General features: G+C 61.3%; 22 protein-coding genes. 14 read left to right on the forward strand and 8 right to left on the reverse strand.

Annotated elements, in window-relative coordinates; all coding sequences use genetic code 11:
* The first annotated feature begins 630 nt into the window (after window positions 1–630).
* A complete protein-coding gene (locus FJ434_RS20615) occupies window positions 631–948 on the forward strand; it encodes a DUF736 domain-containing protein (protein ID WP_140750824.1) in 318 nt (105 codons plus the stop codon).
* Window positions 949–1,494: 546 nt separating this feature from the next.
* Here the strand turns inward: FJ434_RS20615 and FJ434_RS20625 are convergent.
* The 5 genes from FJ434_RS20625 to traC all read right to left on the reverse strand — a co-directional run bounded on the left by FJ434_RS20625 (window position 1,495) and on the right by traC (window position 4,618).
* Window positions 1,495–1,782 carry a WGR domain-containing protein gene (locus FJ434_RS20625; RefSeq protein WP_140751010.1) on the reverse strand — a complete coding sequence of 96 codons (288 nt, stop codon included), beginning with the start codon at window positions 1,780–1,782 and terminating at the stop codon, window positions 1,495–1,497.
* A 98-nt stretch (window positions 1,783–1,880) separates the two neighbouring features.
* Window positions 1,881–2,159: an HU family DNA-binding protein gene (locus tag FJ434_RS20630; protein ID WP_140750826.1), complete on the reverse strand. Its 279-nt coding sequence runs from the start codon at window positions 2,157–2,159 to the stop codon at window positions 1,881–1,883.
* Window positions 2,160–2,231: 72 nt separating this feature from the next.
* Window positions 2,232–4,148, reverse strand: coding sequence for a Ti-type conjugative transfer system protein TraG (gene traG / locus FJ434_RS20635; protein ID WP_140750829.1), 1,917 nt, complete (start codon window positions 4,146–4,148; stop codon window positions 2,232–2,234).
* Complete coding sequence (gene traD / locus FJ434_RS20640) at window positions 4,135–4,350, reverse strand: conjugal transfer protein TraD (RefSeq protein WP_140750831.1); 216 nt, start codon at window positions 4,348–4,350, stop codon at window positions 4,135–4,137. The genes traG and traD overlap by 14 nt, the downstream gene beginning before the upstream one ends.
* A gap of 4 nt (window positions 4,351–4,354) precedes the next feature.
* Window positions 4,355–4,618, reverse strand: coding sequence for a conjugal transfer protein TraC (traC, locus tag FJ434_RS20645; RefSeq protein WP_140750833.1), 264 nt, complete (start codon window positions 4,616–4,618; stop codon window positions 4,355–4,357).
* Window positions 4,619–4,866: 248 nt separating this feature from the next.
* Here traC and traA point away from each other — a divergent pair, with 248 nt between their 5' ends.
* Genes traA through FJ434_RS20660 form a run of 3 tightly spaced genes read left to right on the forward strand, consistent with a single transcriptional unit; the run spans window position 4,867 to window position 9,861 of the window.
* Window positions 4,867–8,175 carry a Ti-type conjugative transfer relaxase TraA gene (traA, locus tag FJ434_RS20650; protein ID WP_140750835.1) on the forward strand — a complete coding sequence of 1,103 codons (3,309 nt, stop codon included), beginning with the start codon at window positions 4,867–4,869 and terminating at the stop codon, window positions 8,173–8,175.
* Window positions 8,172–8,705, forward strand: coding sequence for a conjugative transfer signal peptidase TraF (traF, locus tag FJ434_RS20655; RefSeq protein WP_140750837.1), 534 nt, complete (start codon window positions 8,172–8,174; stop codon window positions 8,703–8,705). Before traA ends, traF begins: the two co-directional genes overlap by 4 nt.
* Window positions 8,668–9,861 (forward strand): conjugal transfer protein TraB, encoded by a 1,194-nt coding sequence (locus tag FJ434_RS20660; protein ID WP_246678340.1) that lies wholly within the window; start codon window positions 8,668–8,670, stop codon window positions 9,859–9,861. Before traF ends, FJ434_RS20660 begins: the two co-directional genes overlap by 38 nt.
* Here FJ434_RS20660 and FJ434_RS20665 read toward each other — a convergent pair.
* On the reverse strand, window positions 9,851–10,654 hold the full coding sequence (locus tag FJ434_RS20665) for an inositol monophosphatase family protein (RefSeq protein WP_246678341.1): 804 nt from the start codon (window positions 10,652–10,654) through the stop codon (window positions 9,851–9,853). The genes FJ434_RS20660 and FJ434_RS20665 overlap by 11 nt on opposite strands.
* A 57-nt stretch (window positions 10,655–10,711) precedes the next feature.
* Here FJ434_RS20665 and FJ434_RS20675 point away from each other — a divergent pair, with 57 nt between their 5' ends.
* The 5 genes from FJ434_RS20675 to FJ434_RS20695 all read left to right on the forward strand — a co-directional run bounded on the left by FJ434_RS20675 (window position 10,712) and on the right by FJ434_RS20695 (window position 15,540).
* Window positions 10,712–11,047 carry a Na/Pi cotransporter family protein gene (locus FJ434_RS20675; RefSeq protein WP_140750842.1) on the forward strand — a complete coding sequence of 112 codons (336 nt, stop codon included), beginning with the start codon at window positions 10,712–10,714 and terminating at the stop codon, window positions 11,045–11,047.
* Window positions 11,048–11,498: 451 nt separating this feature from the next.
* Window positions 11,499–12,560 (forward strand): ABC transporter substrate-binding protein, encoded by a 1,062-nt coding sequence (locus FJ434_RS20680; RefSeq protein WP_181166035.1) that lies wholly within the window; start codon window positions 11,499–11,501, stop codon window positions 12,558–12,560.
* A gap of 154 nt (window positions 12,561–12,714) precedes the next feature.
* Complete coding sequence (gene potA, locus FJ434_RS20685) at window positions 12,715–13,818, forward strand: polyamine ABC transporter ATP-binding protein (RefSeq protein ID WP_140750846.1); 1,104 nt, start codon at window positions 12,715–12,717, stop codon at window positions 13,816–13,818.
* On the forward strand, window positions 13,811–14,716 hold the full coding sequence (locus FJ434_RS20690; protein WP_181166036.1) for an ABC transporter permease: 906 nt from the start codon (window positions 13,811–13,813) through the stop codon (window positions 14,714–14,716). The genes potA and FJ434_RS20690 overlap by 8 nt, the downstream gene beginning before the upstream one ends.
* Window positions 14,716–15,540 (forward strand): ABC transporter permease, encoded by an 825-nt coding sequence (locus FJ434_RS20695; protein WP_140750848.1) that lies wholly within the window; start codon window positions 14,716–14,718, stop codon window positions 15,538–15,540. Before FJ434_RS20690 ends, FJ434_RS20695 begins: the two co-directional genes overlap by 1 nt.
* A 788-nt stretch (window positions 15,541–16,328) precedes the next feature.
* On the opposite strand, the gene FJ434_RS20705 is transcribed toward FJ434_RS20695, so the two are convergent.
* Entirely contained in the window at window positions 16,329–17,870 is a 1,542-nt protein-coding gene (locus FJ434_RS20705) for a methyl-accepting chemotaxis protein (protein ID WP_181166037.1), read from the reverse strand.
* 520 nt (window positions 17,871–18,390) lie between these two features.
* On the opposite strand from FJ434_RS20705, the gene FJ434_RS20710 reads away from it, so the two are divergent.
* The 5 genes from FJ434_RS20710 to FJ434_RS20730 all read left to right on the forward strand — a co-directional run bounded on the left by FJ434_RS20710 (window position 18,391) and on the right by FJ434_RS20730 (window position 24,525).
* On the forward strand, window positions 18,391–19,725 hold the full coding sequence (locus tag FJ434_RS20710) for an FAD-binding oxidoreductase (RefSeq protein WP_140750854.1): 1,335 nt from the start codon (window positions 18,391–18,393) through the stop codon (window positions 19,723–19,725).
* 387 nt (window positions 19,726–20,112) lie between these two features.
* Complete coding sequence (locus tag FJ434_RS20715; protein WP_140750856.1) at window positions 20,113–20,475, forward strand: cupin domain-containing protein; 363 nt, start codon at window positions 20,113–20,115, stop codon at window positions 20,473–20,475.
* Window positions 20,476–20,662: 187 nt separating this feature from the next.
* Window positions 20,663–21,652, forward strand: a complete 990-nt coding sequence (locus FJ434_RS20720) for a LacI family DNA-binding transcriptional regulator (RefSeq protein ID WP_181166038.1) — start codon at window positions 20,663–20,665, stop codon at window positions 21,650–21,652.
* A gap of 338 nt (window positions 21,653–21,990) precedes the next feature.
* Entirely contained in the window at window positions 21,991–23,040 is a 1,050-nt protein-coding gene (locus FJ434_RS20725) for a LacI family DNA-binding transcriptional regulator (protein WP_140750860.1), read from the forward strand.
* A 564-nt stretch (window positions 23,041–23,604) separates the two neighbouring features.
* On the forward strand, window positions 23,605–24,525 hold the full coding sequence (locus tag FJ434_RS20730; RefSeq protein WP_246678342.1) for a glutaminase: 921 nt from the start codon (window positions 23,605–23,607) through the stop codon (window positions 24,523–24,525).
* A 279-nt stretch (window positions 24,526–24,804) separates the two neighbouring features.
* Here FJ434_RS20730 and FJ434_RS20735 read toward each other — a convergent pair whose 3' ends face one another.
* Window positions 24,805–25,905 carry a hypothetical protein gene (locus FJ434_RS20735; protein WP_246678343.1) on the reverse strand — a complete coding sequence of 367 codons (1,101 nt, stop codon included), beginning with the start codon at window positions 25,903–25,905 and terminating at the stop codon, window positions 24,805–24,807.
* Window positions 25,906–25,912 lie beyond the last annotated feature (7 nt).

Here is a 25,912-nt window from a genome sequence, read left to right on the forward strand (position 1 = left end):
GTCCGAGCTGCCTACTCCTGTCGTCTCAATAGCGGCGCAAGCAGTGGTGACCAGACCAGCGGTCGAAGATCATCCCGGCCCGTCCACGGCCAATGGCGAACGGCGCAACGGGCAGGGACGCAATCGACGATCTGCGTTCCTGAGGAGAGTGGGCCGGCCGCGACCATTGCCGTCAGCACAGGTCCCTGTTCGCACGATGCCCCCGTTGAAGTGAGGTCGTGACAACTGGCCTGGCATTTCGGGGTGCTGGCTCACGCGATGGGCGCTGCCGAGCGTGGAGCGAATGATCGGACCAATGTCATTGCCATGGGTGACGTGCAAAACAACGACACCAGCCAGTGTCATCTCCGGACGGGTCTTCAAGATCACGCTCATCACGTCCTCGATTTGGCATGTCTGACCGAAGGACGACGCCGCTGCGCGTCGCCTCGCTCTTATCCCCGCAACGGCCATCCGCAACTTTCTTACCCTGAGCGCTACGCGCTCATTCCTCGCGAAACAAGAAAGCCGCTTCTGGCCGCCCTCCACGTTGTTTCGGCCTCTTCGAGGTGCGGGTCGATCGCCCCCGGTCTGTCGACAGCCATCGAGGTCGCGATGGGCGCGACCCGACAAACTCACGGAGACGACAAAATGGCTACCATCGGCACCTTCACCTCCAACGGCAACGGCTTCACCGGCACGATCAAGACCCTCAACCTCAACGTCAAGGCTCGCATCGAGCGGGTCGAGAACCCCTCCGACAAGGGCCCGCAGTTCCGCATCTTCTCCGGCGCGGTCGAGCTCGGGGCGGCCTGGCAGAAGACGGCTCAGTCCAGCGAGCGCGACTACCTCTCGGTCAAGTTGGACGATCCGAGCTTCCCCAACCCGATCTACGCCACCCTGGTCGAGGTCGAAGGGCAGGACGGCCTGCAGCTTATCTGGTCCCGCCCCAACGGCAACCGCGACTGATCGCATCGAGGCCCCGCCCACTAGCGGGGCCTCGCTCTTTCAACCGAAACGCAGGAGGTCGCGATGACCACTGTGGGAATTCGAAGAGCTGCGTGCTGAACTTCGGCACAGTCACCTAACCGCCGCCGAACGCCGAGACGCCGAGGCAAGATTGCACGATCTGCTGCAGAGTCGTGGCGCCCCCAAGTCGCGAGCCCATCGACACCCTCCCGGCCGATCGCCGGTCTTGCCGCAAAGGATCGACCGCCACCTGAAGCTGGTGCAATATGCAGCCGGCCTGCCGAGGAGAGTAATCAAATGGACGACACTACACGCGCCGCCTTCAAGCGCCTCCTCGACCTTGCCAGGAGCGATACCGGCCAGGCTCGCCGCGCCGCAAACTTCATCCTCGCTTGGTGGAATGCCGAAAGCCTCGGCGGCTTCGACATTGCCGACCTCTTCGCCCAGGACGCCGCCATCGCCGCCGACATGGCGAGGTGTTCGCCTGGATCGCGCACAGGTCGAACGCCGTCTACCCCGACGAGTATCGCGCCGAGATCGAGGGCCTCATCGAGGCATGGCGCCCGGAGGTATGGGCTCGGTCAAGGGGATCCGTCGCGGCTGATAGCCCCGCATCCGCTTAGCCCGCAGCAGGTCGAGAAAGAGGCTGACGGCTTCGCCCTCATTGTCAAACGAGTGCTGCACCGTTCGGCCCGTCGTCCCGATGCGTCCCCAGCGTCGCACGAGCCGCGCTTGGCCGAACAACGTTTCCTCGATCGACAGCGCATAGAACCGCGCCATGTTGCGGCGCGGGTCTCGGCGTTCGACATACAGCTGATAGGGTTGCGCGATCATGGCGAGCAGAATCGCGCGAGCCGACTCCCCCGTCCAATGATTGGTTTGAATCACCGGCCGCGCATCGATTCATTCCCGTGATGGATTGGCTACGGCAGTCAGCCGTTGAGCGCGTCCTTGACGGCTTTCGCCGGCGTGAAGGACAGCTTCTTCGAGGCCGCGATCTTGATCGTCGCGCCGGTTGACGGGTTGCGACCCTCGCGCGCCGGCGTGTCCTTCACTTTGAATTTTCCGAAACCCGGAATGCTGGTCTCGGCACCCGAACGGGCGGCCTCCGAAATCTGACTGAACACGCTCTCGACGATCGCCTTGGCTTGCGTTTTGGTGAGGCTCTGTTCCGCAGCGATCTTGTCTGCAATTTCGATTGTTGTCGTCATTCGTCTTTACCCTTCTTGTTGTTGATTAGGCCGTGTAGTTATAACAGCGATGCGTGGCGATGCCGACTGCACTCACCTCGCTCGGCGGAAGCGGTTCTCGCTCACAACCGACTTCATGTCGGAGCGCCTGAACCAAACCGCCCGGCCGCAGCGCAGCGGGGCGTTGCCGGCCGTGAAAATGATCTGCTCGTCGCCGCGCATCCGTAGAACTTCATCTGGTAGGATGAGCGGCCGCGCTGTCAGGTGTTTCGACCGCGTGCGCGAAGATCCCGACATCTGCGAGGACCGACTGAGTTGGTCGACTTCGACAGTGGTGTTGCCACAGCGGCGCGAAATGTAGTCGGCCGTGTCGGGATCATTGATCGCAGCGAACGACACCCAGGCCGCCGACTCGAACCATTTGCTGGTCGCGTCGCGCCCACCATACGCCTCGCGCATCTGCCCGATCGACTGGAACAGTAGCATCAGGCTGATCCCGTATTTTCGGCCCGCGTCACGCGCTGTCTCGAGGATGCGCAGATAACCGAGGCGCGCCACCTCATCGAGGAGGAACAAGGTACGGCTCTCCACCTTCCCATCCCGGCTGTAGATGGCGTTGAGCAGCGCGCCAATGATAGTGCGTGCCAAGCCCGGATGGGCCTCCAGCGTCTTGAGGTCGAGATTGACGAAGATGTCGGTCTTGCCGCTGGTGATCGCGTCAGTCGCAAAGCTCGATCCCGATACCAGGGCGGCATAGTTCGGATAGCTCAGCCAATGGGTTTCCTTGACCGCATTGGCATAGACGCCCGAGAAGGTTTCGGGCGTCATGGCGATGAACGGGGCGACGTTTTCCTTGACGAACTCCGATCCTGAATTGTCGTAGATGAGCTGCAGCCGCTCGCGCAGCTTCGGCTCTGGCTCAGAAAGATTCGCTCGCATCTGCCGCAGATGCTGGTCGTCTTTTTTCGTATGCCCGGAGAGGCAGACATCGGCGATGAGCGCGGTGATGAGCTGCAAGGCCGACGCGCGGAAGAAGTCATCGCGGATCGAGGCCTGCCGGCCGGTGTCGGTCACCACCCAATTGGCAACGGCGACCAAATCTTCTTCCTTGGTACCGCCGAAGCGGCCGATCCAGTCCAGCACATTGAACCCGGTCGACGGATCACGCGGGTCGAGGATGAACACGTCGCGCCCAGCCTTGCGGCGATGCTCGACGACCATCGGCGCGACCTCGTTGGACGGGTCGAGCGCGACGAGACTGCCGCCCCATTTGAGTGCGGTTGGAATCGTGACCGAGGTGGTCTTGAAGCCGCCGGAACCGGCGAAGACGAGACCGTGCGTCGACCCGAACGAGCCATCGAAGCAGAGCAAGGGCGATCTTCCGCCGACGCCCCATGTCTCCTGGTCATCGGCGCGAAAGCTCCGCTCCGCCACCGTGTCCTTGTCGACCCGGTAGGCTTCGCCGACGACGATCCCACCAGCTTCTGGGAACAGGCGTCTGGCATCCTTGATCGCCATCCATTCGGCATCGCCGTGGATCGAGCGCTTGCCGTGGATGCGGCGCGGCACGGCAGAGGCGAACGCGGCGTCGCCGCGCATCGCCACGCGCAGCGCGAACACGCCGGCCACGGTAGCGAGCGTCGCGCCGATCGATGTCGCAGGATCGACGTAGCTCATGATGCTGGCGCCCGCAGGCACGCTGTCGGCGAAGCTCGAGAGCCGCATCGTCTCGCGCAGCACAGCCGTCACCATCACCGCGGCGGTGCCTATCAGGACGCCCGCTCCCATGCTCCGGATCGATACGGCGCCCCGTGCGCCGAACAGGAACATGATGCCGATCGCCGCTGCGACGATGTAGGGCAGGGCGATGCCGATCCGGCCGAGCATCACGCGGGCATCCGGTGTGGTGCCCAAGGACGCGGTCCACTGCTCGATGCCGCTGAGACCGAGCAGTGTTCCCAGCATCAACAAGCAGGGCGCGACCAGCATGATGACCCTAATCGGCGTCATCGATGAACGCCTTCTCGCCGAGCGCCAGGAGTCGGGCGCGTTCGGTGTCGTCGCCACGGATGCGATCGGCGGCGTCGATCAAAAGGCCCAAAAGAAGGGCACGCTTCTCATAGCGCAGCCCGGCCTTGGCGATCAGTCCGCCGAGCTGGATTTTCTCGCGCGTGTCCTTGCGGCGCGCTTCGGTCTGGCTTGCCTGTCGCATCCGCTCAAGCCTCGCCACTCGACCCCTGAGGCGCGCCAGCCGGGACCGTGCCACCCGTCTGACGGCTGGGCCGTCCGCTCCCCTTCCGAAACTTCCCCACAACCTCCTCGAATGCCGCGACCAGGTCGCCGTCGTCGATCTCGATGTCACCGAGCCCGGCCCTCAGCGCCAGACGTCCGATGCGTTCGGCCTCTCGGGTCTCGGCCTGTTTGAGTTGCTCTTGCAGACGCCCGATCTCTTCCCTGATCTTCGACGATGGCTTCTTCATCCCGGTTGCTTCCCTTTCGTCATCCGGACTTTTCCGATGCGAGCATCGAACGGGAAGCGCGCCAGCGCGACCCGTCACTTTCGACGTGTCGGCGAAGCCGACACTTTGGTGGATCATCCCAGCGTTCCGAAGGAATGCGTCCAAGGGCGCAGTAATACGTCGCTGACGCGACGTGCTGCGACCGGCCCAGGTAGGCTGGCGTCATCCCTCCGGCCGACCTGTTGCCGTCTAGGGGATCGTTGCTCGTCTTGGCCATCACACACTTCACACCCCAGCTCATCTCACGAAGCGGTGGCCGCAGCGCCGTGCTCTCGGCCGCCTATCGGCATTGCGCCCGGATGGAGCACGAGGCCGAGGCCCGGACGGTCGATTACTCGAACAAGCGCAATCTCGCTCATGAGGAATTCCTGTTGCCGCCCGACGCGCCGGCGTGGGCGAGGGCGCTCATCGCCGAACGCTCGGTTGCCGGCGCGGTCGAAGCCTTCTGGAACAGGATTGAAGCCGCCGAGAAGCGGGCGGATGCGCAACTCGCCAAGGAATTCATCATCGCGCTGCCGGTCGAACTCGCCCGCGAGCAGAACATCGCTCTCATGCGCCAGTTCGTCTTCGAGCAGGTCCTGGCCCGGGGCCAGGTCGCCGACTGGGTCTATCACGACGAACCGGGCAACCCGCATGTCCACCTGATGACCAGCCTGCGCCCGCTGGCTGAAGGTGGTTTCGGCCCGAAGAAGGTCGCGGTCATCGGCACGGACGGGCAACCCGTCCGCACCGCCGCCGGCAAGATCCAGTATCGCCTATGGGCGGGCGAGAAGGCCGAGTTTTTGCAACAGCGCGCCACCTGGCTCGACCTGCAGAACCAGCACCTGGCGCTGGCTGGACTCGAGATCCGCGTCGACGGCCGCTCCTATGCCGAGCGCGGCATCGATATCGTGCCGACGAGCCATATCGGCGTCGCCACCAAGGCCATGCAGCGCAAGGGTGGAGAGGCCGGTCGCGCCATCGATCTCGAAAGGTTGGCACTCCATGAGGCCAAGCGCGGGGTCAACGCCAGGCGCATCGAGGCGCGTCCTGAGCTCGTACTTGAGATGGTGACGAACGAGAAAAGCGTTTTCGACGCGCGCGACGTCGCCAAGGTGATCCATCGGTACATCGACGATGTCGATGCGTTCCAACGGTTGCTGCTGCGTGTTCTCTCCAGCCCCGAAACCTTGCGTCTCGACGTCGAACGTGTGGACATCTCGACCGGCGCGCGGGTGCCGCAAAAGCTCACCACGCGCGAGATGGTGCGCACCGAATCCGAGACGGTCAATCGCGCGCGCTACCTCGCACGGGCATCGTCGCATGGCGTTCGGGAGAAGGCGCTGGTGGCGGTGTTTGCGCGTCATGACCGGTTGTCAGATGAGCAGCAGGCCGCGATCGAGCATGTCGCAGGCGGCGCGCGGATCGCGGCGGTGGTGGGGCGCGCCGGGGCGGGCAAGACCACGATGATGAAGGCCGCTCGCGAGGCGTGGGAAACGGCGGGCTATCGGGTGATCGGCGGCGCGCTTGCCGGCAAGGCGGCGGAGGGCTTGGAGAAGGAAGCCGGGATCCGCTCACGCACACTGGCGTCGTGGGAGCTCCGCTGGAAGGAGGCCAAGGACCTGCCCGACGACAAGACGGTCTTCGTCCTCGATGAGGCCGGCATGGTCGCCTCCAAGCAGATGGCGGGCTTCGTAGAAGCGGTCACCAAGGCCGGCGCCAAGCTCGTCCTGGTCGGCGATCCCGAGCAGCTGCAGCCGATCGAAGCGGGCGCCGCCTTCCGCGCGATCGTCGAGCGTATCGGCTATGCCGAGCTCGAGACGATCTATCGCCAGAAAGAAACCTGGATGCGGGCGGCGTCGCTCGACCTGGCGCGCGGCCGGATCGAGCAGGCGATCTCAGCCTATGCCGGCCAGGGTCGGGTGATCGGCACCAATCTGAAAGCCGAGGCCATCACTAGCCTGATTGAAGATTGGGACCGCTCCTACGATCCGGAGAAGTCGACGCTGATCCTCGCGCATCTGCGTCGCGACGTCCGCGATCTGAACGAGCGGGCGCGCGAGGCTCTCGTCAAGCGTGGCGTCGTCGAGACCGGCCATGCCTTCCGGACCGAGGATGGCGCACGCAATTTCGCTGCCGGCGACCAGATCGTCTTCCTCAAAAACGACAACACGCTCGGCGTCAAGAACGGCATGCTGGGCAAAGTGGTCGAAGCCGCGCCGGGGCGGATCGTGGCCGAGCTCGGCCAGGGCGACGCGCGACGGCGCATCCAGATTGAGCAGCGCAGCTATCGCAACCTCGATCATGGCTATGCGACGACCATCCATAAGTCTCAGGGCGCCACCGTAGATCGCGTCAAACTGCTCGCCTCGCTCTCGCTCGACCGGCACCTGACCTATGTCGCCATGACCCGGCACCGTCATGACGTAGCGCTCTACTATGGCAAGCGCTCCTTCGCCATGGCTGGTGGACTAACAAAGGTCTTGTCGCGGCGCGATGCGAAGGAGACAACGCTGGACTACAGCGGAGGGCGCTTCTACCGCCAAGCGCTGAGCTTCGCCAACAGCCGCGGGCTTCACCTGGTCCACCTAGCCCGCACCCTCGTCCGCGACCAGCTCGACCGGACGCTGGGGCAGAAGACCCGCCTCGTCGAACTCGCAGCGAAACTCAGGACCATGGGCGCTCGGCTCGGCCTGTTCGATCGCCCGGTCTTTACTCCCAGCCAATCAGCTCGAAAGGCCCAACCCATGGTCAAAGGCGTCACCAGCTTTGCACTGACGGTCGTCGATGCCGCCGAAGCCAAACTGCAATCCGACAAGGCACTGAGCAAGCAATGGGACCTGGTCTCCGATCGTATCCGTCGCATCTATGCCGAGCCCGAGGCCGCGTTCCGAGCCATGCGCCTTGAAGCAGCTTTCACCGACCCAGCCGCTCGATCCGATCGTCTGATGCAGATTGAACAGGCGCCGGCGACTTACGGCGCGCTGCGCGGCCGCTCTGGCATTCTTTCCAGCTCCGCCGACAGGAATCATCGTCGAATAGCCGAGACCAATGTGCCGGCGATGCGTCGCGATTTTGAGCGCTACTTCGTGATGCGCAATCAGGCGATGAAACGACTCGTCGCCGAGGAAACCGGACTGCGCCAGCGCGCCGCGATTGACATCCCGGCGCTCTCTGCCGCGGCAGAGACCATGCTGGCCAAGGTGCGCGACGCCATCGACCGCAACGACCTGCCCGCGGCACTTGGCTTCGCGCTTGCCGATCGGATGGTCAAGGCGGAGATCGATGCCCTCAACGGCGCCGTCAGACAGCGGTTCGGAGAGCGGGCGCTGCTGGGCAATGGGGCGGGAGATACCGGCGGCCCGGCATTCAAGTCCGCCTCGGCCGGTCTCGCTCCGGCCGAGCAGCAGAAGCTGGCATCGGCTTGGCCCGCCATGCGGACCGCCCAGCAACTCGCTGCCCATGAGCGCACCGTGACGGCGCTCAAAGAGACTGAGGCCCTGCGCCAGACGCAGCGGCAGGGCCAGGTCCTCAAATGACGGCTCGCGTCCGCTCGATCCTCGTCATGAGCGCATCGTTGGTGCTGCTTTGTGCGCTCGCCGGTGTCGGCCACCTCGCCGGCTTGCGAATCAATTTGACGCCAAGCTATCCGCTCGGCCTGTGGCGCATCGAGCCGCTCGGCCGCGGCGTTTCAGTCGGCGATCGCATCTTCATCTGTCCGCCGCCGGACCCGACGTTCGAGCTGGCGCGCGAGCGCGGGTATCTCCGCCACGGCCTTTGCCCGGGATGGTTCTCGCCGCTCATCAAGACGGTGGTCGCCGTCGCCGGACAGCATGTGGTCATAGACCCTGACATTGCCGTCGACGGCGTCCACCTCCCTCATTCTTCCCTTCGCCCGACCGATGGCCAAGGCAGGGCACTGACGCCTGCCGAAGGGGGCATCGTCCCGCCTGGCCAACTCTTCCTCTTTTCCGAATTCGCAGGTTCCTATGACTCGAGATATTTCGGGCCGATCCCGGCCGCCGGCGTTCTTGGTCTGGCTCGCCCGCTATTGGTCTTCGCTCACTGACCTGGTCCGCTCGGCGGTGCTCGTTGCAGCCGCAATAGCCATCGGACTGATCGCCTGGAGCGGCGAGCCGCGGCTGCTGCCTGCAGCGATGCTGTTGCCCGCGTTCTGGGGATTGGCACCGACTCGTCTGGGTGCCGCGCTCGTCGCCGCCGGGTACTTTCTTGCGGCCTCGCGTGGTCTGCCGCAGGGCGTCAGCAACTTCTACGGCACCGGATTCGAAGCCGGCTTCGTGCTCTGGATCGCGGCCTCAACTCTGTTCGTTGGGACCCACACGCTGCTGTGGACCAAGAGGGCAGGCCAGGGTCGCGTAATCCGTTATGCGATCGTCACCATGCTGCTCAGCGTTCCGCCGATCGGTATTGTCGGCTGGGCGCATCCCATCACGGCCGCGGGCACTCTGTTTCCTGGCTGGAAGTGGGTCGGCCTCGTGGCAACAGGGATCGGCCTTCTCGTCATGACGACGAGCTTTCGCACGATTGCAATCCTAACACTTGGAGGTCTGTGGATCTGGTCCATTGCAAACTGGACCGATCCGAATTTGCCGCATGGCTGGATCGGCGTCGACACGAAATTCGGCGGAAGCAATGGTCAATATGCCAGCCATCAGCAGCAGCTCGAAACGATCGCCCGCGTCCGGGAAGAGGCGGCGGGCGGCGCGTCCGTCATCGTGCTGCCGGAGAGCGCCTTGGGTGTCTGGACCCCCACCACCGAGCGACTATGGATCCGCGCGCTCCAGCATCTCGATGTTACTGTCTATGCCGGCGCCTTGTTGGTTGACCAAACCGGATACGACAACGTCATGCTCGAACTGACCGGGCAGGGTGTCGTCGTCCGGTATCGGGAGCGCATGCCAGTTCCGATTTCGATGTGGCAACCTTGGCTCAGTCTCCTCGGCGCGCCGGCGGGTGCGCGGGCCGACTTCTTCGCCAACCCGGTCGTTGCGGTTGGAGCGGCTCGGGTCGCGACGTTGATATGTTATGAGCAGCTGCTCGTCTGGCCCGTGTTGCAGTCGGCGCTTTACGCCCCCGATATGATCGTTGCCGCCGGGAATGGCTGGTGGACGCAAACAACGAGCATCGTCGCTGTCCAGCGTGCGGCAACAATCGCTTGGGCGCGGCTTTTCGATTCACGCCTCGTCATCGCTTTCAACACCTGACAAAGTCGAACTCTACAAGAATGGGGTGCGCGGCGGCCAGGAATCGCTCAGAGCCACAGGCGAATGTCCGCTTGCTGCGCAAGTCATCGCCAGTCCAGGCGAACGTCGATCGCGCGCCCAACGCCGACAGGATCGCCAGGCCGCCCATCATGTCCCAGCTAGACTCGCCCAAACTAATGTATCCGTCCACATGGCCCAACATGACCGATACAAGCGACGTCGAGCCACACCCCGACACCCGAGCAACGAAGCCCGCATCCTGCACGCTTTGAAGGAAACCGGCACTGCGCAATCGCTCCGAGGCCGGCCCAAACCCCAGGGCGACCACCGGCAGCTCGGGGTCAAAAGACCGAAGCGGCGCAATGGGCGCGCCGTTTATGCGCGGCGGCACACCCTTGCCTCCGACGAGCATTCGGGCCTGAGCGGGCAGAAAGACCACGCCCAAGCGCGCTTCGCCCAGCTCAAATAATCCAATCGATATAGACCATTGGTCCATACCGCGGACGAAGTTCATGGTCCCGTCGATCGGGTCAACTACCCAGTAACGCCCCGAGGTACCGATGGAGTTCGCCCCTTCCTCTCCGACGATACCGTCATCGGGGAAGGCCTGGTGCAGCCGGTCGTGTACATGCCGCTCGACAGCTTTGTCCGCCTCGGTCACCGGATCGCGATGACCCTTGGTCTCAATCCCGAAATCGCGGGCCTGGAAGTACCGCAGCGCTATTTCCCCCGCCTCGTGTGCGATCACTTCGAGGAGCGCGGCGATCGCAACTCGCGAGGAAGGATTGGTCAAGGTCGCCCTCGGCAATCGAGAAAGCTGCGCAGCTCGTTCGGATAGTCGGTCTGAATCATGGAAATACCGGCATCGAGCAGCTTGCCCCAGATCGCTTCGGGGTCTCGTCGCACCAATGATGGCCAAGCGGTAATGCTCGGCGCCAATGTCGGCACCGCGCTCGTAACGCAGATCCTGTCCTCCGATATTCATTGGCTTGCACCCGTTGCGATCCTCATCGGCGTAGCGATCGGCTCCGGCCGCTCCCGCCGCAGTCGGGGAACGAGCGAGATCGCCATCGGCATTGGCCTGATGCTGCTGTCACTGCGCCTCATGGCCGAGGCCACCGAGCCGATGCGCGACTCCGAAGCTGTCGCGGCATTCTTTGGCCTCCTCGGCGGCGCGCCTGTTTGAGAACGGGATTTGCAGCTCCTGGGTGTGCCCGACACCAACTACTACAAAACCACGAAACGAATACAATTGACAATCCAATCGATTGTACGTCAGATACAACCGATTGGATTGAACGTTGCCGGGCTTTTAGAGGGCCTGCAGTAGAGGAGATGGTGTGGTCCCTGAGTTGCCACCGTCGGTGATGAGACACGGCCGGTACTTTGATAGCCCGGCGGGCTCGTGGGCTGTCATGTCAGTCGCGCGCTCTTGTCGAGCAGCAGTCGCGCGACCGATCGCGCCGCCACTTCGTTCGCGCGGGACGCACAGGATGAGGCCGCTTCAGCACGGGACATGAAACTGAAATCGACGCCGGCGGTGTCTTTCGATGACTACGGGCACCGAAAGACCCGACGGCGGGCCGATAGAGGGCAATTGGCAAGCCCCATTTTGCCAGAAGAATAGGGAGTATGAGATGAGAGACAGGACACTAAAGACCCTCAGAACGGTCGCAGCCGCGTTCGCCTTGGCGATAAGCTCGATCTCAGTCGTTCATGCGCAGGACGTCGTGATTGTGTCATCGGGTGGGGAATGGCAGGAGGCCCAAGACAAGGCGCTTTGGGCGCCCGCTGCTAAGGCGCTTGGAATTACATATGCACAGGACACTTCTCAGAGCTGGGCCGAGGCCCGCGCTCAGGTCGAGTCTGGCTCGGTCACCTGGGACATCATCCAAATCTCGATCGCCGAGGAACCTCTTGCGAGGGCGGCCGGCATTCTCGAGAAGCTCGACGATGGCGTCTACAACCGCGCGGACTTCGTGCCCGGCTCCTCCACAGACCATTGCGTTGCGGTCAGCAACTATTCCACGTTGATCGCGTGGAACAAGAAGACCTATGGCGACAACGGTCCTAAGTCGATGGTCGACTTCTGGGACGTCAAGAAGTTCCCGGGCAAACGCGCGCTCTGGAACCAGCCCGGCGGGATGCTTGAAGCTGCTGCCCTCGCTTTGGGCACCCCCCGCGATGCCGTCTACGAATTCCTCTCAACCGAGGAGGGACGGAAGGCGGCGGTCGCTAAGCTCGCGGAGCTCGCGCCCAGCGTGTCTGTGTGGTGGGAAAGCGGCGCGCAGGCAGCTCAGCTCATCAAGGACGGCGAAGTTGACCTGATCCTCACTTGGGGAGGTCGTGTTCTCGGGGCGGTTTCCGATGGCGCGAACTTCGGTCTGACCTTCAACGACGGCCAGCTCGGAACCGACTGCTACGCAGTTCTCAAGGGCGCGCCACATCGTGACGCGGCCATGCGTTTTCTAACCGAGATGTCCAAGGCTGAATACCAGAAGGATCTGCCGAACTATTATCCGACGGCACCCGCGAACATGAAGGCGTACGAACTTGGCGGTTATCCTCCCGAGAAGGTCGCTACCATGGCTTCAGCTCCGGATAATGTTGCTGTTCAATATGCGGTCGATCCCGAGTTCTGGGCACAGTACGGTGCGTGGGCATCTGAGGCCTACGACAACGTGCGCTTGGCCAATTAACCGCTGATCTCTAACCCGGCCCGGTGACGCACTGGGCCGGGATCTTCCCGATCTCGTTCTAAACGCCTTACCCCGAAGCGGGCTGGGTTTAGCGAGCGAGTGAGGGCGAGGATGCAATCTGCACCGAGAGCCTACGAGCACCGAGACCAACTCAATGAACGCTACAGACAGCCGACACTCCTCGCTACCGATTGCGATCAATGGCGTCACGAAAAACTACGGATCCTTATCCGCCTTGTCGGACGTCGGCCTGCGAATTGAGAGTGGCGAGTTCATGACTCTCCTGGGGCCATCGGGGTCGGGGAAGACAACACTTCTCATGGTCCTGGCAGGCTTCATTCGGCCCGATCACGGCTCGGTCAAGTTCGGAGACGAGGAGGTCGTCCTGAAAGCGCCCCATCTTCGAGGCGTTGGGATGATGTTCCAGAACTACGCGCTGTTCCCGCATATGAGCGTAGAAGCAAACATCGGCTATCCCCTGAAAATCCGGGGAGAAAGCAGGGACGCAATCAGGGTGAAGGTCGCCGAGGTGTTGGAGACCGTGCAGCTGGGCGGCTATGGAGGGCGACGCATATCCGAGCTGTCGGGTGGACAAAGGCAACGCATAGCGCTGGCGCGGGCGATCGTGTTCAAGCCGAAGATCCTCCTCATGGACGAACCGCTCTCCGCGCTCGATAAGAATCTGCGCGAACTCATGCAACTCGAGCTACGTGCGATGCATGAGCAACTGGGAATGACCACGGTGCTGGTCACCCACGATCAGCGAGAGGCGTTGACCATGTCCGATCGGATTGCCGTGCTTCGCAATGGCAAGGTCGCCCAGGTCGACACCTCCGAGGCGCTCTACGAGGCGCCCAATTCCGAGTTCGTCGCCGCGTTCATGGGCGAGTCCTCCTTTCTCGACGTCGAGCACACGGGAGCCGACTTCCTGGTCGGCGGACGCAAACTCATGACCGAGAGCATCGCGGATCAGCACGCTTCGCGACACCTCCTCGTTCTTCGCCCGGAGAAGCTCGAGTATGTTCAAGAGCAAGAGCGAAGCAACTATAACTGCTTTGAGGGAACGGTCGAAAAGATGCTCTTCCAGGGCGATAGCTGCCTTGGTTATGTGCGACTGGCTTCAGGTGAGCTGGTCCCGGTGCGCCGGGGTCTCCGAGCGAGCGCCAAATCTACGCTCCCCAAAGTTGGAGACAAAGTTGTCCTCGGTCTGCATCCGAACGAAACGCGCATCGTAACGGGTGAACGAACCAATGATTGATGTTTCCGTAGATGGCTCCGGAGTCGCTCCGGGCGGACTTAATCGTGGAGCGCTGCGACGCGCGCGCGGCAATGAAATGGTGCAACTCTTCGGGCTTTCGATGCCCGGCATCATATTGCTCTCTCTCGCTCTCATCCTTCCAATAGGAGTAATGACCCTCCTCTCCTTTGTGACCGAGGACGGCATGATCGGACTGGAGAACTATCAGAGAGTCTGGGAGAATCCGGTTTATGGAAAGATCTTCGGCGTCACGTTCATGGTGGCGTCGCTAACGACCGCAATAGTCGTTCTTATCGGCTATCCACTGGCCTATTTCTTGTCGCAATTGCCGAACCGGGTGGCGAACATAGCGATGTTCGGTGTGCTCATGCCGTTCTGGACGCCCGTTCTAGTTCGCACCTACGCGTGGCTGATCCTCCTGCAGAACCGCGGCATCATCAACAACGCGCTCATCCAGACGGGCGTGATCGATGAACCCCTAGCGTTGGCGAATAATATTACGGGCACGTTGATTGGCATGGTCCACGTCGTGCTGCCGTTCCTGGTACTACCGCTCTATGCGTCGATGAAGGCCGTCGACCCAAACCTGATGTCGGCTGCATCCAACCTCGGCGCTAGGCCTACTAAAGCCTTCTGGGACGTCTTCTTTCCATTGTCACTGCCTGGTCTTCTCTCGGGTGCGCTCATCGTCTTCGTAATCTGCCTAGGATTTTATGTTACCCCCGCAGTTCTTGGAGGCGGCCGGGTGATCATGGTCGCCATGCGAATCGACGCAAATGTTCGAACATATTCGAGCTGGGGAGCAGCCAGTGCCCTGGGCGTAGCGCTCGTGGCGATTACCCTGTCGCTGCTGGGCGTGGCCTACATCCTATCGAAGCGCGGCGCCGGGAGAGTTTGATGATGCATTGGTTAGGGCGATCGGTAACTCCAACTCAAATCAGCAACCTGAATCGGCTCTGGCTCTATGTATTCGGCGTAGCGGCGCTGACCTTCTTGGTGCTTCCGACGCTGATCGTAATTCCCATGTCATTTTCCGCGTCGCAGTACCTAGAGTTCCCACCTCGCGAGTACTCATTGAGATGGTATGGGAACTATTTCGGGTCGGCCGAATGGATGCGCGCGACTTTCGTCTCGCTGAGGGCCGCGGCTCTTACGTCGCTGTTCGCGACGATCATTGGCACGGCCGCGGCTTATGGCATCAAAGTTGGAAGTGCCCGCCTGGCGACGCCACTGTACGGGCTGTTTGTTTTGCCGATGGCCGTACCAAGCATCTTGATTGGCATTGGCTCACTATTTGTCTTCGCGCGCATGGGGTTGGTCAACTCGCCCGTAGGCTTGGTCGTGGCGCACACGATGTTGGCTCTGCCCTTCGTTGTCGTCGTTACCACCGCTGGGCTGGTATCCTACGACATGAACCAGGAAATGGTGGCGCGTAGTCTTGGGGCGACGCGGGCCCGTGCCTTCTTCACGGTGACCTTGCCTCAAATCAAGTTTTCGGTCTTCACCTCGGCCCTCTTCGCGTTCTACGTGTCGTTCGACGAGGTGATCATCGCGATGTTCATCTCAACAGGCACGGGCGGCACGCTGAATCGCAAGATGTTTAATGCGCTCCGCGACCAGGTCGATCCCACCATCGCTGCCATATCAACCTGTTTAGTCGCGATCTCCATCGGTCTGCTGGTTCTAGCCCAGGTCCTAAAACCGAATGCTAAAGAACTGTAGAGTTACAGCGAAAGTGGCGGGGGAAGGCTGCAGGATGTCGAAGCGTATCGACATCGCTGAATTGCCGCTGGCCCCGGCCGGCCGCTCCCGGCCTTTAAGCTTGACGCGATCCATCAACGAGCAACTAAACGCATTCCGGCCGACCGACCTCCAAGCGACACATCAAAATCCTTGCTATTCTCCGCCGGTCGGCCCCCAAGCCACGCTCACTGGGTGCTCCGCTTGGGCAGTTGATTCCAAATGGCACGACGCCTCGCGGATGCGCCGCACCCGCTCAGCGTTGAGTTGGCGAAAGCTCGCCAGTGTATGATCATCTCTTCGATCTTAGACTGTTCCGATATGCGCTCGCGGCTGCAGAGCACGGCAGCTTTCGCAAGGCGGCCTCCGCACTGGGCACCCAGCAGTCGAGCGTAAGCAAGGGCGTCGGAAGCCTCGAGCATCGTCTTGGGATCCCCCTATTCAATCGAGACCACACCGGTGTCCGAACCACGCCAGCCGGCGAGCGATTTCTCCAAGAAGCAGCCTTGGGCTTCGATCACTTTAGACGTGCCGTGCATGATATTGACGCCACTCAGCGTGGCGACGGACGAAGACTCGTCGTCGCTTTCAGCGCGCCGTTCCTGTTGTTCGGTGATGTCCTAAGACGCTTCAGGCACGACCACGAGGGCCTTTCCTTCCAGATGATCGAAGCGACCTGCGAGGCCAGCGTGATGCTGGTTCAACAGCGCAAGGCCGACCTTGCTTTTGTGACGGAGACCACTAACGACCCTGCTCTCCAAGCATTGCGCCTAAGCAACGAACAGATGACTGCTGTCCTCGCCGGCCCTCGCCGCTTCCACGGAGGCGTTGAGCGCAAGCAAGTTCGTTTGGAAGGCAATGTCGTCAATCATGCCGATAATGTTCGAAATCTTGCCAGACGATCTCGAAATTTTCTCCATAGCCTGGGTCGTCTGACTCATCACCACACCACCACCCTCGGCCGTTTCGCACACCAAAATCGCCTTGCTATTGGCCTCGTCGGCCCGCGCGGCGTTTTCCAAAACAGTGTTCGCGAGCTGGCCGATCGCCGCCGATGTCTCCTCGATCGTCGCCGCTTGTCTTGTAGTCCGCTCGGACAGATCGTTCGCCCCCGAGAGAAGTTCTCCCGTCGCGGTCTTGAGCGAACCTGACGTGTATCGAAGTTTGCCGATGATCTCCGCTAGTCGGTTCGCCACGGCGTTAACATCGCTTTTGAGCTGGGCAAACGCCCCCTCATAGTCTCCGGTCATTCGCAGCGTAAAGTCTGTATTGGCCATCGCGCCAAGCACTTCCCCGATCTCCGTCGTACCGCGGCCGAAGGTGGCGACCAGCCTATTGACGCTCGCAGCGAGACGGTTCAGCTCGGGATCAGGGAACTCCATCAGAACTTGTCGACTAAAATCGCCGGCCACTGCAGCGTCTACGACTTCCCCGAACGCCGTCTGAAGCTCCGCCATCATCCTCTGACGATTGTTTTGGTCGGCGACTACGCGCGCTGTGTCCGCATCTGTCATCTGGCTTACACGCAAGCCGTTCTCGCGAAAGATCTCCACCGCGCGTGCCATCGTGCCGACTTCGTTGCCCAAATGCGCATAAGGTACCTCCGTCGTATAGTCGCCTTGGGCGATCCTCTCCATCGACTTTGCAAGGCGCGGGATCGGCTTGGTCATGAGGCGAGAGAGCGCGAAGCCCACCACGCCGAACAAGATTGTCACGGGCCCCCCAATCATAAAGATGGTGCCCAGAATGCCGTTCGCCGAGGCTTGGACGTTCTCCATCCGCGTGCCGACAAAAATAGCGCCAATGACTTGCCTGGTCATGTTGTCGGAGATGGGTTGAAAGGCCGCCAAATACATCTCGCCGTTGATCACGACTTCCCCCACGAAAGAGTTGTGATCTATAAGCGCTGCATAGGCGGGACTATTAACATCAATGCTCATGTCAGGGACGCTACTCAAATCGGCCACCAAGCTCGAGCTCTTGATCACGAAGCTTTTGGTGGAGGTATCCAAGGCGTAGACGCTGGCATCTTGCTTGGTCACCCGGGTAACGGATTCAATGATCTCATTCCCGTCGAATTGAGGAATCTTCCAGGCCTGAAACGAACCGATTGTTCCCTCGGCGGTCCAAGCCAGCGTAGATCCAGATATCCGACGTTCGAGGATTGTAGCCGCGACCCCGAGATTGGCGGTCTGTACCTCCTTGCTCGCGGCTAGAGCATCATTGTGAATATTGAGATAGATCGCACCCGACACCGACGCGATCGATCCGATGATCGCGATCATGACCAATGCCAGGATGGCGGTGGTCATTTTAATGTTGCCAATCACTTGAGTAAATCTTCGCATAGCCAGCGCCCCCTTTGCCACGACAACGTCGAAAGTGTTCGCATGGGGACTTGTTGGGAAGTACGGGCACTTGCATCGGGTGATTCCCGCCGTGCATCACCCTCCCCGCGCGCGCCGGGCTCCGAGGACGTGCGACCCGCACTCCGCAAGTGAAATTCCTCGCCCAACGCGTTGCGACACGAGGGCAAGCGGGAAAGGATATTGCTTCGCGCGACCAAGCGGGCTGCGCCATGGCTCGCTGCGCCGGATCCGCAATCCCAGGCTTGCGATCGCTAATAGAGTTAGTTCGAGACCGGGGCCCCAGCCCCGACTAAGCGCGCATCCAGAGGATTACGAGGCGAAGACAAGCGGGGAAGCCGCCCCTGCTTAGCCCTTTTAGAAGGCGCGAGAAGGAATGCCGGTTGACAATCCAATCGATTGTACTGTTAATACAACCGATTGGATTGGCGAGGTGGATTGCCCTGGGGTCCAACGGAGAAGCTTTATGCCCGGTCCTTATGTCGCCCCCGTTGCCGGTGACGAGACTCTACCCAAACGGGTGGATGTAGTCGTTATTGGTGGAGGCATAGTCGGCAGCTCGACCGCTCTGGAACTCGCGGAGCGGGGGCATTCGGTCGCCATATGCGAAAAGGGTGGAATCTCCTGCGAGCAGTCCAGCAGGAATTGGGGTTGGGTACGCCTGTCTCGCAGGGATGTGCGCGAGATGCCGCTGATGCTCGAGGCGAGGAAAATATGGAGCGGCCTCGCCGAGCGCACGGGCCACGAAGTTGGTTACCGCCAGACGGGCATCGTCTTCACCGCGGCCTCCGATAGAGTGCAGGCTCAAAACGCACGGTATCGTGATCAACTCCAAGACTTTCAGGTGCCGAGCAATATTCTATCGGCGAAGGAAGTAAGTGACAAATACCCTGAGCTCGATCTCCCGCTTTATGGTGCCTTGTTAACGCCCGACGATGGTCGCGCCGAACCACAGCTTGCCGGACCGGCCATCGCCCTGGCTGCTCGCGATCGTGGAGCGACCATTCACCTGGAATGCGCCGTTCGCGGCTTGGAGCTCTCCGCTGGCCGGGTCTCTGGCGTCGTAACCGAACGCGGGACGATCGCGTGCGACTCCGTTGTGCTCGCCGGTGGCGTCTGGAGCAACTTTTTCGCCCGTCGGTACGGCATCGATATTCCACAGCTCAATGTTACGGCCTCGGTGCTGCGAACCGACCCTTTGGAGGGGGGACCCGAAGAGCCGATCTGGTGCGAGGAATTCGCCCTGAGGAAGCGTCTGGACGGTGGCTACACGATTGCCTCCGGTCACGAGAACGTGGTCGATATCGTGCCGCGGTCATTTAGATACATGTTCCAATATCTGCCGGCGCTTCGTTCGGATTGGAAGTCTTTGAACTTCCGGATCTCCGGCCAATTCTTCAAGGACATGTTTGACGCACAGCTTCGGCCATTGGATGAGGCCAGCGCTTTCGAATACACCCGTGTCATCGACCCAGTACCTTCAAAGCGGATGACCGACGGCGCTCTCAGGGCGCTCGCAAAGCGTTGGCCGGTCTTCACACGAGCGACGATCGCGCAACGCTGGGGCGGGCTCATCGATGTCACCCCTGATGCCATTCCTGTAATCGACGAGGCGGCAATGGTCCCAGGCTTTTTCATAGCCACGGGCTTTTCCGGTCATGGGTTTGGGATAGCGCCCGCGGCAGGCCGACTGATGGCGGACCTTGTTACCGGCACGACACCGATCGTTGACCCGACCGCATTCAAATTGTCGCGCTTCAGCGACGGGACCAGAATCATTCTTTCGCCCGAACAGCCCTGAGGGCCGGCCGTAGTCGCAGGAGACAGCTCTTTGGAATATCGTTCGCTTAGACGTTCCGCGCCCAGGACTTCGGCTGCCCCGTTCGGCGGCGAGGGTTGGGTTATGCAAACAGACGGTCTTGGTGTGTCTCGGGTTGAGACCCTTCCCCGGTCAGCCAAGCCTTACTGGCATCAAGCGACGGGCCGAGCCAGGCGAACCTGGCATTGCTCGCTCGACACGTGAGGTGAACCCGGGGGGCAACTTAGAATTTCCCTTTGCCCTCAAGACCCACGGACCAACGCCGCGCGGTCAAACCAATTCCGGACTTCGCCTTGTGTAGGGCCGAGCCGGAGAGCCGGGGCGCCCTCGCCCCGTATTCCAACCGAGTGCCAATTCACGGAGAATGCAATGTCGAACCTTACAACGTTCAGCCTAGACGTAAACACGCTTCCGGCTCCGACCGGCCGCAAGCCGGTCGCGCCCGAACTCATCTCGGGCGATCCATCCTTCCGAAGCTGGATACAGGATGAGTCGTTTGACGGAAAGGTGCGCTCCGGAATTTGGGAGGCAACACCGGGGCTAACGCAGTGCCTCAAGCCACATACCTACGAGTACTGCTACATTATCGAAGGTGCAGTCGAGATTTCCGAAGAAGGCGGCGAGACTACGATCTATCGGACCGGCGATTCCTTCGGGCTGAAGCCCGGATTTGTGGGGACCTGGCGAACCCTGGAGACGTTGAAGAAGTTCTACGTGGCGGTCACTCTGTGATCTGAGGCAATTGTCGCGTAAGCGAGGACGAAGGCAAAAATCCTGCTGCGCGGCCTTGCGCGCAGTAGCGCCTCACATGCATGTAGTTGGGCCCCGCGCTAGATGCGTGCCCAATGATTGAACGAACATGCCCACTGCATCAAACGACGACACGACCAAGAAGGTGGCCCGTGGGCGCCCACTAAGGATGGCCGACATCGCTCGCATCGCGGGCGTCGACATTTCGACGGTGAGCCGGGCCCTCTCTGGAAGCCCGCGCGTCACAGAGGAGACGCGGGCCAGAATCGACGAGATTGTCCGCGACACCGGATATGTCGTGAACAAAACGGCTCGTACTCTGCGTGACGGCCGCGCCAACCAAGTACTTGTCATCATTCCTGATCTTTCGGCGTCTTTTTACCCCGAAGTCGTTCAGGGGATAATTGAGACCCTCGCCAAGCACGGAATCAACGTTCTGCTGGGTGCCACAATGCGCCAGGCGAAGCGCGAGGCCGAACTCGGTCGGCGCCTGATGACTGGCGTTGTGGACGGTATCATCACCATCACGGGAAGCGTTCCCGAGACGATCCTCAATCTGCCGGACTTCGCCGGCAAGGTCGTGGCCCTGGCCCGTCCCGTCCCCCACGACGGCATCCCCTGGGTGACGATCGACAACTACGCGGCCACCCGACAGGTAATGGAACACCTTCATGACATGGGGCACCGGCGCATCGTCCACATCGCAGGACCAAGTCGCTCGGAGACCTTCCGTGATCGTTCCGCAGCCTATGTTGATTTCATGCGCGACAAGGGCCTGGCTGAACTGACAGACGTGCGCTCGACCGAGCAGTTCAACGCCGACGCCGGCGTCAAGATCATGAAGGCTATTCTAGACGATGGCCGACGCCCGACCGCGATCTTCTGTGGTTCCGACGAGTTGGCGTTCGGCGCGATGGCAGCCGCACGTCAGGCCAATCTCAGCATCCCCGATGACATCTCGTTCTTCGGGTTCGACGACCTTAAGCTCGCAGGGCTGATGTATCCCCCACTCTCGACAGTCTCGGTTCCCCGCTTCGAGATGGGCCGCAAAGGCGCGGAGGTGATCTTCAACCGTATCTACAAGGGAACTCTCGAGTCGCAGAAGATCGTGCTGCGGCATCGGCTGGTCCTTAGGGACAGCGTCGCGCGAATCAGCTGATCCCGTGCGATCCTGATAGCCGCCCCGACGCGTACCGACGAAATGAGGATGCGATCTCGATCTCTCACGGCGTTAGACAGTGGGCACTCCGCGCGATGTCCCGCATTGGCGATTGACAATCCAACCGATTGTACAGCTACTACAAACGATTGGATTTCGACGTTGCCGTTTCTGACTCGGCGTGGAGTTACATGCCTTCTCGCAATGCTTCCCCGGTACTACCCGTTGGTCAGCAGCTCCGCCACTCTCGTAGTGGGCAGAGTTGGCCTTCGCTCATGGCGAAGGTCACCCAGCCAGACCTGTATTCCCTGTCGCAGTGAGCGGGACGAGAACCCACAATGCCCACTGAATCAAAGGACGATACGACCGAAAAGGTGGCCGGCGGGCGTCAACTGCGGATGGCCGACATCGCTCGCATCGCGGGCGTCGACATTTCGACCGTTAGCCGAGCTCTCTCAGGAAGCCCGCGCGTCACTGAGGAGACGCGCGCGCGGATAGCGGAGATTGTCCGCGACACCGGCTACGTCGTGAACAAGACGGCCGTCACACTGCGCGATGGCCGCACCAACCAAGTGCTGGTCATCATTCCGGACATCTCTGCGTCGTTCTATCCCGAGGTCGTCCAAGGTATCGTCGAGGTACTTGCCAAGCGCGGCATCAACGTTCTGTTGGGCGCGACGATGTACCAGGCCAAGCGCGAGGCTGAACTCGGAAAGCAATTGTTGACCGGTGTCGTAGACGGCATCATCACGATCACCGGAAGCGTTCCTGAAACGATCGCCAACATGGTCGACCTCGATCGCAAGGTCGTCGCCCTGGCGCGGCCGGTCGCACATCAAGGCGTGCCGTGGGTGACGATCGACAATTACGGGGCAACCAAGGAGGTGATGGAATACCTCCATGGCATGGGGCACCGCCGCATTGTCCACATCGCAGGACCAAGTCGCTCGGAGACCTTCCGTGATCGTTCGGCTGCCTATGTCGATTTCATGCGGGACAATGGCCTTGCCGCGCTTACGGACGTGCGCGAAACCGAGTTGTTCAATGCGGATGCTGGCGTCGAGATGATGAAGGCGGTGCTTTGCGATAGCCAACGTCCCACGGCGGTTTTCTGCGGCTCTGATGAGCTAGCTATTGGCGCTATGGCCGCCGCCCGTCACGCAAAGCTCAGCATCCCCGATGACATCTCGTTCTTTGGGTTCGACGACCTCAAACTGGCCGGGCTGCTGTATCCACCGCTCTCAACAGTGTCGGTTCCGCGCTTCGAAATGGGCCGAAAAGGCGCGGAGGTGATCTTCAACCGAATCTACAAGGGAACCCTCGAGTCGCAGAAAATCGTGCTGCGGCATCGGCTCGCGATTAGAGACAGCGTCGCGCGGATCGGCTGATCGGTAAGGGAAGCTGTGTGACGGGCGCCCGTGGGACCAGACGGGGACCCAGTGGCGCGCCAATCTCGCCAAAGCTCGGCGCCCCGCGAGCACGACAGGCCAGCGTCCAACGAGCGTTCCATTTGGCCTATGTCGAGCTGATCTACCGCAAGGCACCTTAGCGGCGAGCGCGTGCTCGGCTGTCCATTTACAGGAAGCCAGCCAAACGTCCGCTGCCTGGGAAGGACGGACGCCTTCGAGAAATCTCAATTGACAATCCAATCGATTGTACAGTTAATACAACCGATTGGATCAACGTCCTCGCTGTGCGGGTCCCGCCTACGCAAACGGAAATCAGCTGTGACACACAGGCATAGTGCGCTCGACATGTGCAAACGGCCCTGCCGGCAAGACGGGGGTGCGTCGAACGTTATTCCTTGCTGAACCGATATCCTGGCTGAGCGGCGGCATAGCCAGGACGCCGGTGGGCGTCGATCCTCCCCGGTTGGCCCACCGGCGACTTCTTTAAGCAGGACAGCTCGGCGCCACCGTCGGACCGTTCGTCCTCTTCTCCACATGACAAAAATGACGATCGCTGGTGCCTTGCAGAGCGTGCTTGACGAGATTGTCGCGGCATTAGCCCAGACCACCGATCGTGGTGTGGTTGCTGACTACATTCCGGAGCTCTCTCGGGCGAACCTAGCGATGTTCGGAATCGCGGTCGCCTTGCCGGGTGGCGAGGTGCTGGCCGCCGGTGACGCCGACACCCCGTTCTCAATTCAGAGCATCTCCAAGGTATTCACCTTGGCCATGGCTCTGGGGCGGCTCGGCGAGGGTCTTTGGCGCCGCGTTGGACGCGAACCGTCTGGATTGGCCTTCAACTCGATCCTCCAGCTCGAGCAGGAGAACGGACGCCCGCGCAATCCCTTCGTCAACGCTGGGGCGATCGTCGTCACCGACGCGATTCTTGCTCACAATGAACCCCGGGAATTGCTTGCTGAACTGCTGCGGTTCGTGCGCGAGGCGGCGGGGGACGACGATATTCATATCAACAGGGACGTAGCTCGGTCGGAAGCCACCACTGGTCACCGCAACTTAGCTTTGGCCCATATGCTCAAGGCACAGGGCAATCTGCACAACACACCCGACCGGGTGCTAGGCACCTATTTTCATCAGTGTGCCATCGAGATGAGTTGCGTGCAGGTGGCTCAAGCCGGGCGCTTCCTGATCGGCGCTCGCGAAACTGCACTCATCGCTGGGGACAACGTCAGGCGCATCAATGCACTGATGATGACCTGCGGTCACTACGACGGGTCGGGAGAATTTGCCTATCGCGTGGGCTTGCCGGCCAAAAGTGGTGTCGGCGGCGGCATACTGGCCATTGCACCTCGCCGCGCATCCATCGGCGTCTGGTCATCAGGGCTCAACGCTCATGGCAACTCCAAGATCGGTACCTTGGCCGCCGAGATGTTGGCCGATCGGATGGGCTGGTCAGTGTTTAACTAGGGAGACCCCATCCCCCTGTGGAAGGAACCGATGACCGATCTTGTAAACGGGGACGGAGTCCTGACGATTGGAAAAGGCACCTACGAAAAGCTCGCGAGTGCCGGCAGAGCATCGGCGAAGGCAGGACCTATTGGGCATGCGCCTGACCTTGGCCTGTCGGAGCAGGCGCGGTGCCGCCCTAAAAGCGTTCGCACAAACTCCTCCGCCGAAAAGCACTCACGCTGGCGCCGGAAATTCTCGTTTGGAATTGCTCGAGGTCCGCGGAGGCTGACGCCGCTCCTATTTCGTCTCGAGTGTCAGTCGCGCAGGGCAATGGTCCGAGAGTCGCTTCGGGTCCGCGGCGGTGGCAGGAGCCCATACGATCTGCTCTTCGGTACTTGGGTCGATGAGAGCGGCCGCTTGCTTGCCAAACACGAAGAACTCAATCGGGCTCATGTTGTAGTCGTCAGCATCTGCAAGCGTCGTCGGATAGGGGTTGGCAAGGTCGGCCCAACACAGCGAAGGCTTCTTGTAAGGGGCGCGGAAAAGCTCGGTGTCGGGCCGCGCATCACGGTCCAAGCCGTCTGAGCCAGGCGAGTACGCTGACAGGGCCTGCCAGACTTCGTCCTGGAAGGTCCCGGCCCCAGCATCGAGCCTGCGATTGAAGTCGCCCACGATCATCCAGGTATCTCCGGCCTCCTCCCGGGCACGGAGCCACTTATGAAGAGGGTACATCTGGCGCGCTATGGTGTTGCAGCTACTGCGCTCCGGCGGGGTGGTCGCCGGATCCACCGTAAAAAACTTGAAATTCATGAAGTCGTCGAAGCAGCCGGACTTCAGATGCACGACAAGCACCCGCACGGCCGTCTCGCCACTGTGAAGGGTAACGTCCAATCCCCATCGAACATTGCGGATACCCTGGGGATCGTCGGAGCGAACGTTGAGATCGGCAACGTCAACGACGGAATCGACGGTGACGCCGGCCGAGGGACGCCATGCGACGCCGGTATATTGTGTCCTCGTTTCTCCAGCAGGCTTGATTAGGTTGTCGCCGGCCTTGGTGCAGATCGGCCCCTGCGTCAGATTTTCATCCTGGGCGAATTGCCCGCTGATGCAGTGCTCCCATCCATCGGCGACCGGGAACACTTCGTTAAGGGCGGCGGGGCTTGTCACTTCCTGGAGGAAGAAGACCGGCGTAGCAACCTTGTCCCGCCATGACCGCAAGTCGGCAAAATCGGCTGGCTGGCGCACATGATCGTCCGGGAAGACGGTGTGTGGATCGCCGGCATAGACCAGCGTTTGGATGTTCCAGTTTGCGATACGGACCTCGGCCGCAGCGCCCTGGCCGATGGAGCAAATAAGGATCGATGCCGCCATTGCGGCCAAACGAGCAAGGCTCACAATATCC

Source organism: Mesorhizobium sp. B2-5-13, assembly GCF_006440535.1.
GTDB classification, from domain to species: domain Bacteria; phylum Pseudomonadota; class Alphaproteobacteria; order Rhizobiales; family Rhizobiaceae; genus Mesorhizobium; species Mesorhizobium salmacidum.

Excerpts from the sequence above, each read along its gene's own strand:
- traC (WP_140750833.1), bottom strand. The coding sequence starts at position 4,618 with ATGAAGAAGCCATCGTCGAAGATCAGGGAAGAGATCGGGCGTCTGCAA.
- FJ434_RS20680 (WP_181166035.1), top strand. The coding sequence starts at position 11,499 with ATGAGAGACAGGACACTAAAGACCCTCAGAACGGTCGCAGCCGCGTTC.
- FJ434_RS20720 (WP_181166038.1), top strand. The coding sequence starts at position 20,663 with ATGGCCGACATCGCTCGCATCGCGGGCGTCGACATTTCGACGGTGAGC.
- FJ434_RS20705 (WP_181166037.1), bottom strand. The coding sequence starts at position 17,870 with ATGACCACCGCCATCCTGGCATTGGTCATGATCGCGATCATCGGATCG.
- FJ434_RS20725 (WP_140750860.1), top strand. The coding sequence starts at position 21,991 with ATGCCCACTGAATCAAAGGACGATACGACCGAAAAGGTGGCCGGCGGG.
- FJ434_RS20675 (WP_140750842.1), top strand. The coding sequence starts at position 10,712 with ATGGAAATACCGGCATCGAGCAGCTTGCCCCAGATCGCTTCGGGGTCT.
- FJ434_RS20630 (WP_140750826.1), bottom strand. The coding sequence starts at position 2,159 with ATGACGACAACAATCGAAATTGCAGACAAGATCGCTGCGGAACAGAGC.
- FJ434_RS20625 (WP_140751010.1), bottom strand. The coding sequence starts at position 1,782 with ATGATCGCGCAACCCTATCAGCTGTATGTCGAACGCCGAGACCCGCGC.
- FJ434_RS20710 (WP_140750854.1), top strand. The coding sequence starts at position 18,391 with ATGCCCGGTCCTTATGTCGCCCCCGTTGCCGGTGACGAGACTCTACCC.
- potA (WP_140750846.1), top strand. The coding sequence starts at position 12,715 with ATGAACGCTACAGACAGCCGACACTCCTCGCTACCGATTGCGATCAAT.
- FJ434_RS20715 (WP_140750856.1), top strand. The coding sequence starts at position 20,113 with ATGTCGAACCTTACAACGTTCAGCCTAGACGTAAACACGCTTCCGGCT.
- FJ434_RS20730 (WP_246678342.1), top strand. The coding sequence starts at position 23,605 with ATGACGATCGCTGGTGCCTTGCAGAGCGTGCTTGACGAGATTGTCGCG.
- traF (WP_140750837.1), top strand. The coding sequence starts at position 8,172 with ATGACGGCTCGCGTCCGCTCGATCCTCGTCATGAGCGCATCGTTGGTG.
- FJ434_RS20690 (WP_181166036.1), top strand. The coding sequence starts at position 13,811 with ATGATTGATGTTTCCGTAGATGGCTCCGGAGTCGCTCCGGGCGGACTT.
- FJ434_RS20615 (WP_140750824.1), top strand. The coding sequence starts at position 631 with ATGGCTACCATCGGCACCTTCACCTCCAACGGCAACGGCTTCACCGGC.
- traD (WP_140750831.1), bottom strand. The coding sequence starts at position 4,350 with ATGCGACAGGCAAGCCAGACCGAAGCGCGCCGCAAGGACACGCGCGAG.
- traG (WP_140750829.1), bottom strand. The coding sequence starts at position 4,148 with ATGACGCCGATTAGGGTCATCATGCTGGTCGCGCCCTGCTTGTTGATG.
- FJ434_RS20695 (WP_140750848.1), top strand. The coding sequence starts at position 14,716 with ATGATGCATTGGTTAGGGCGATCGGTAACTCCAACTCAAATCAGCAAC.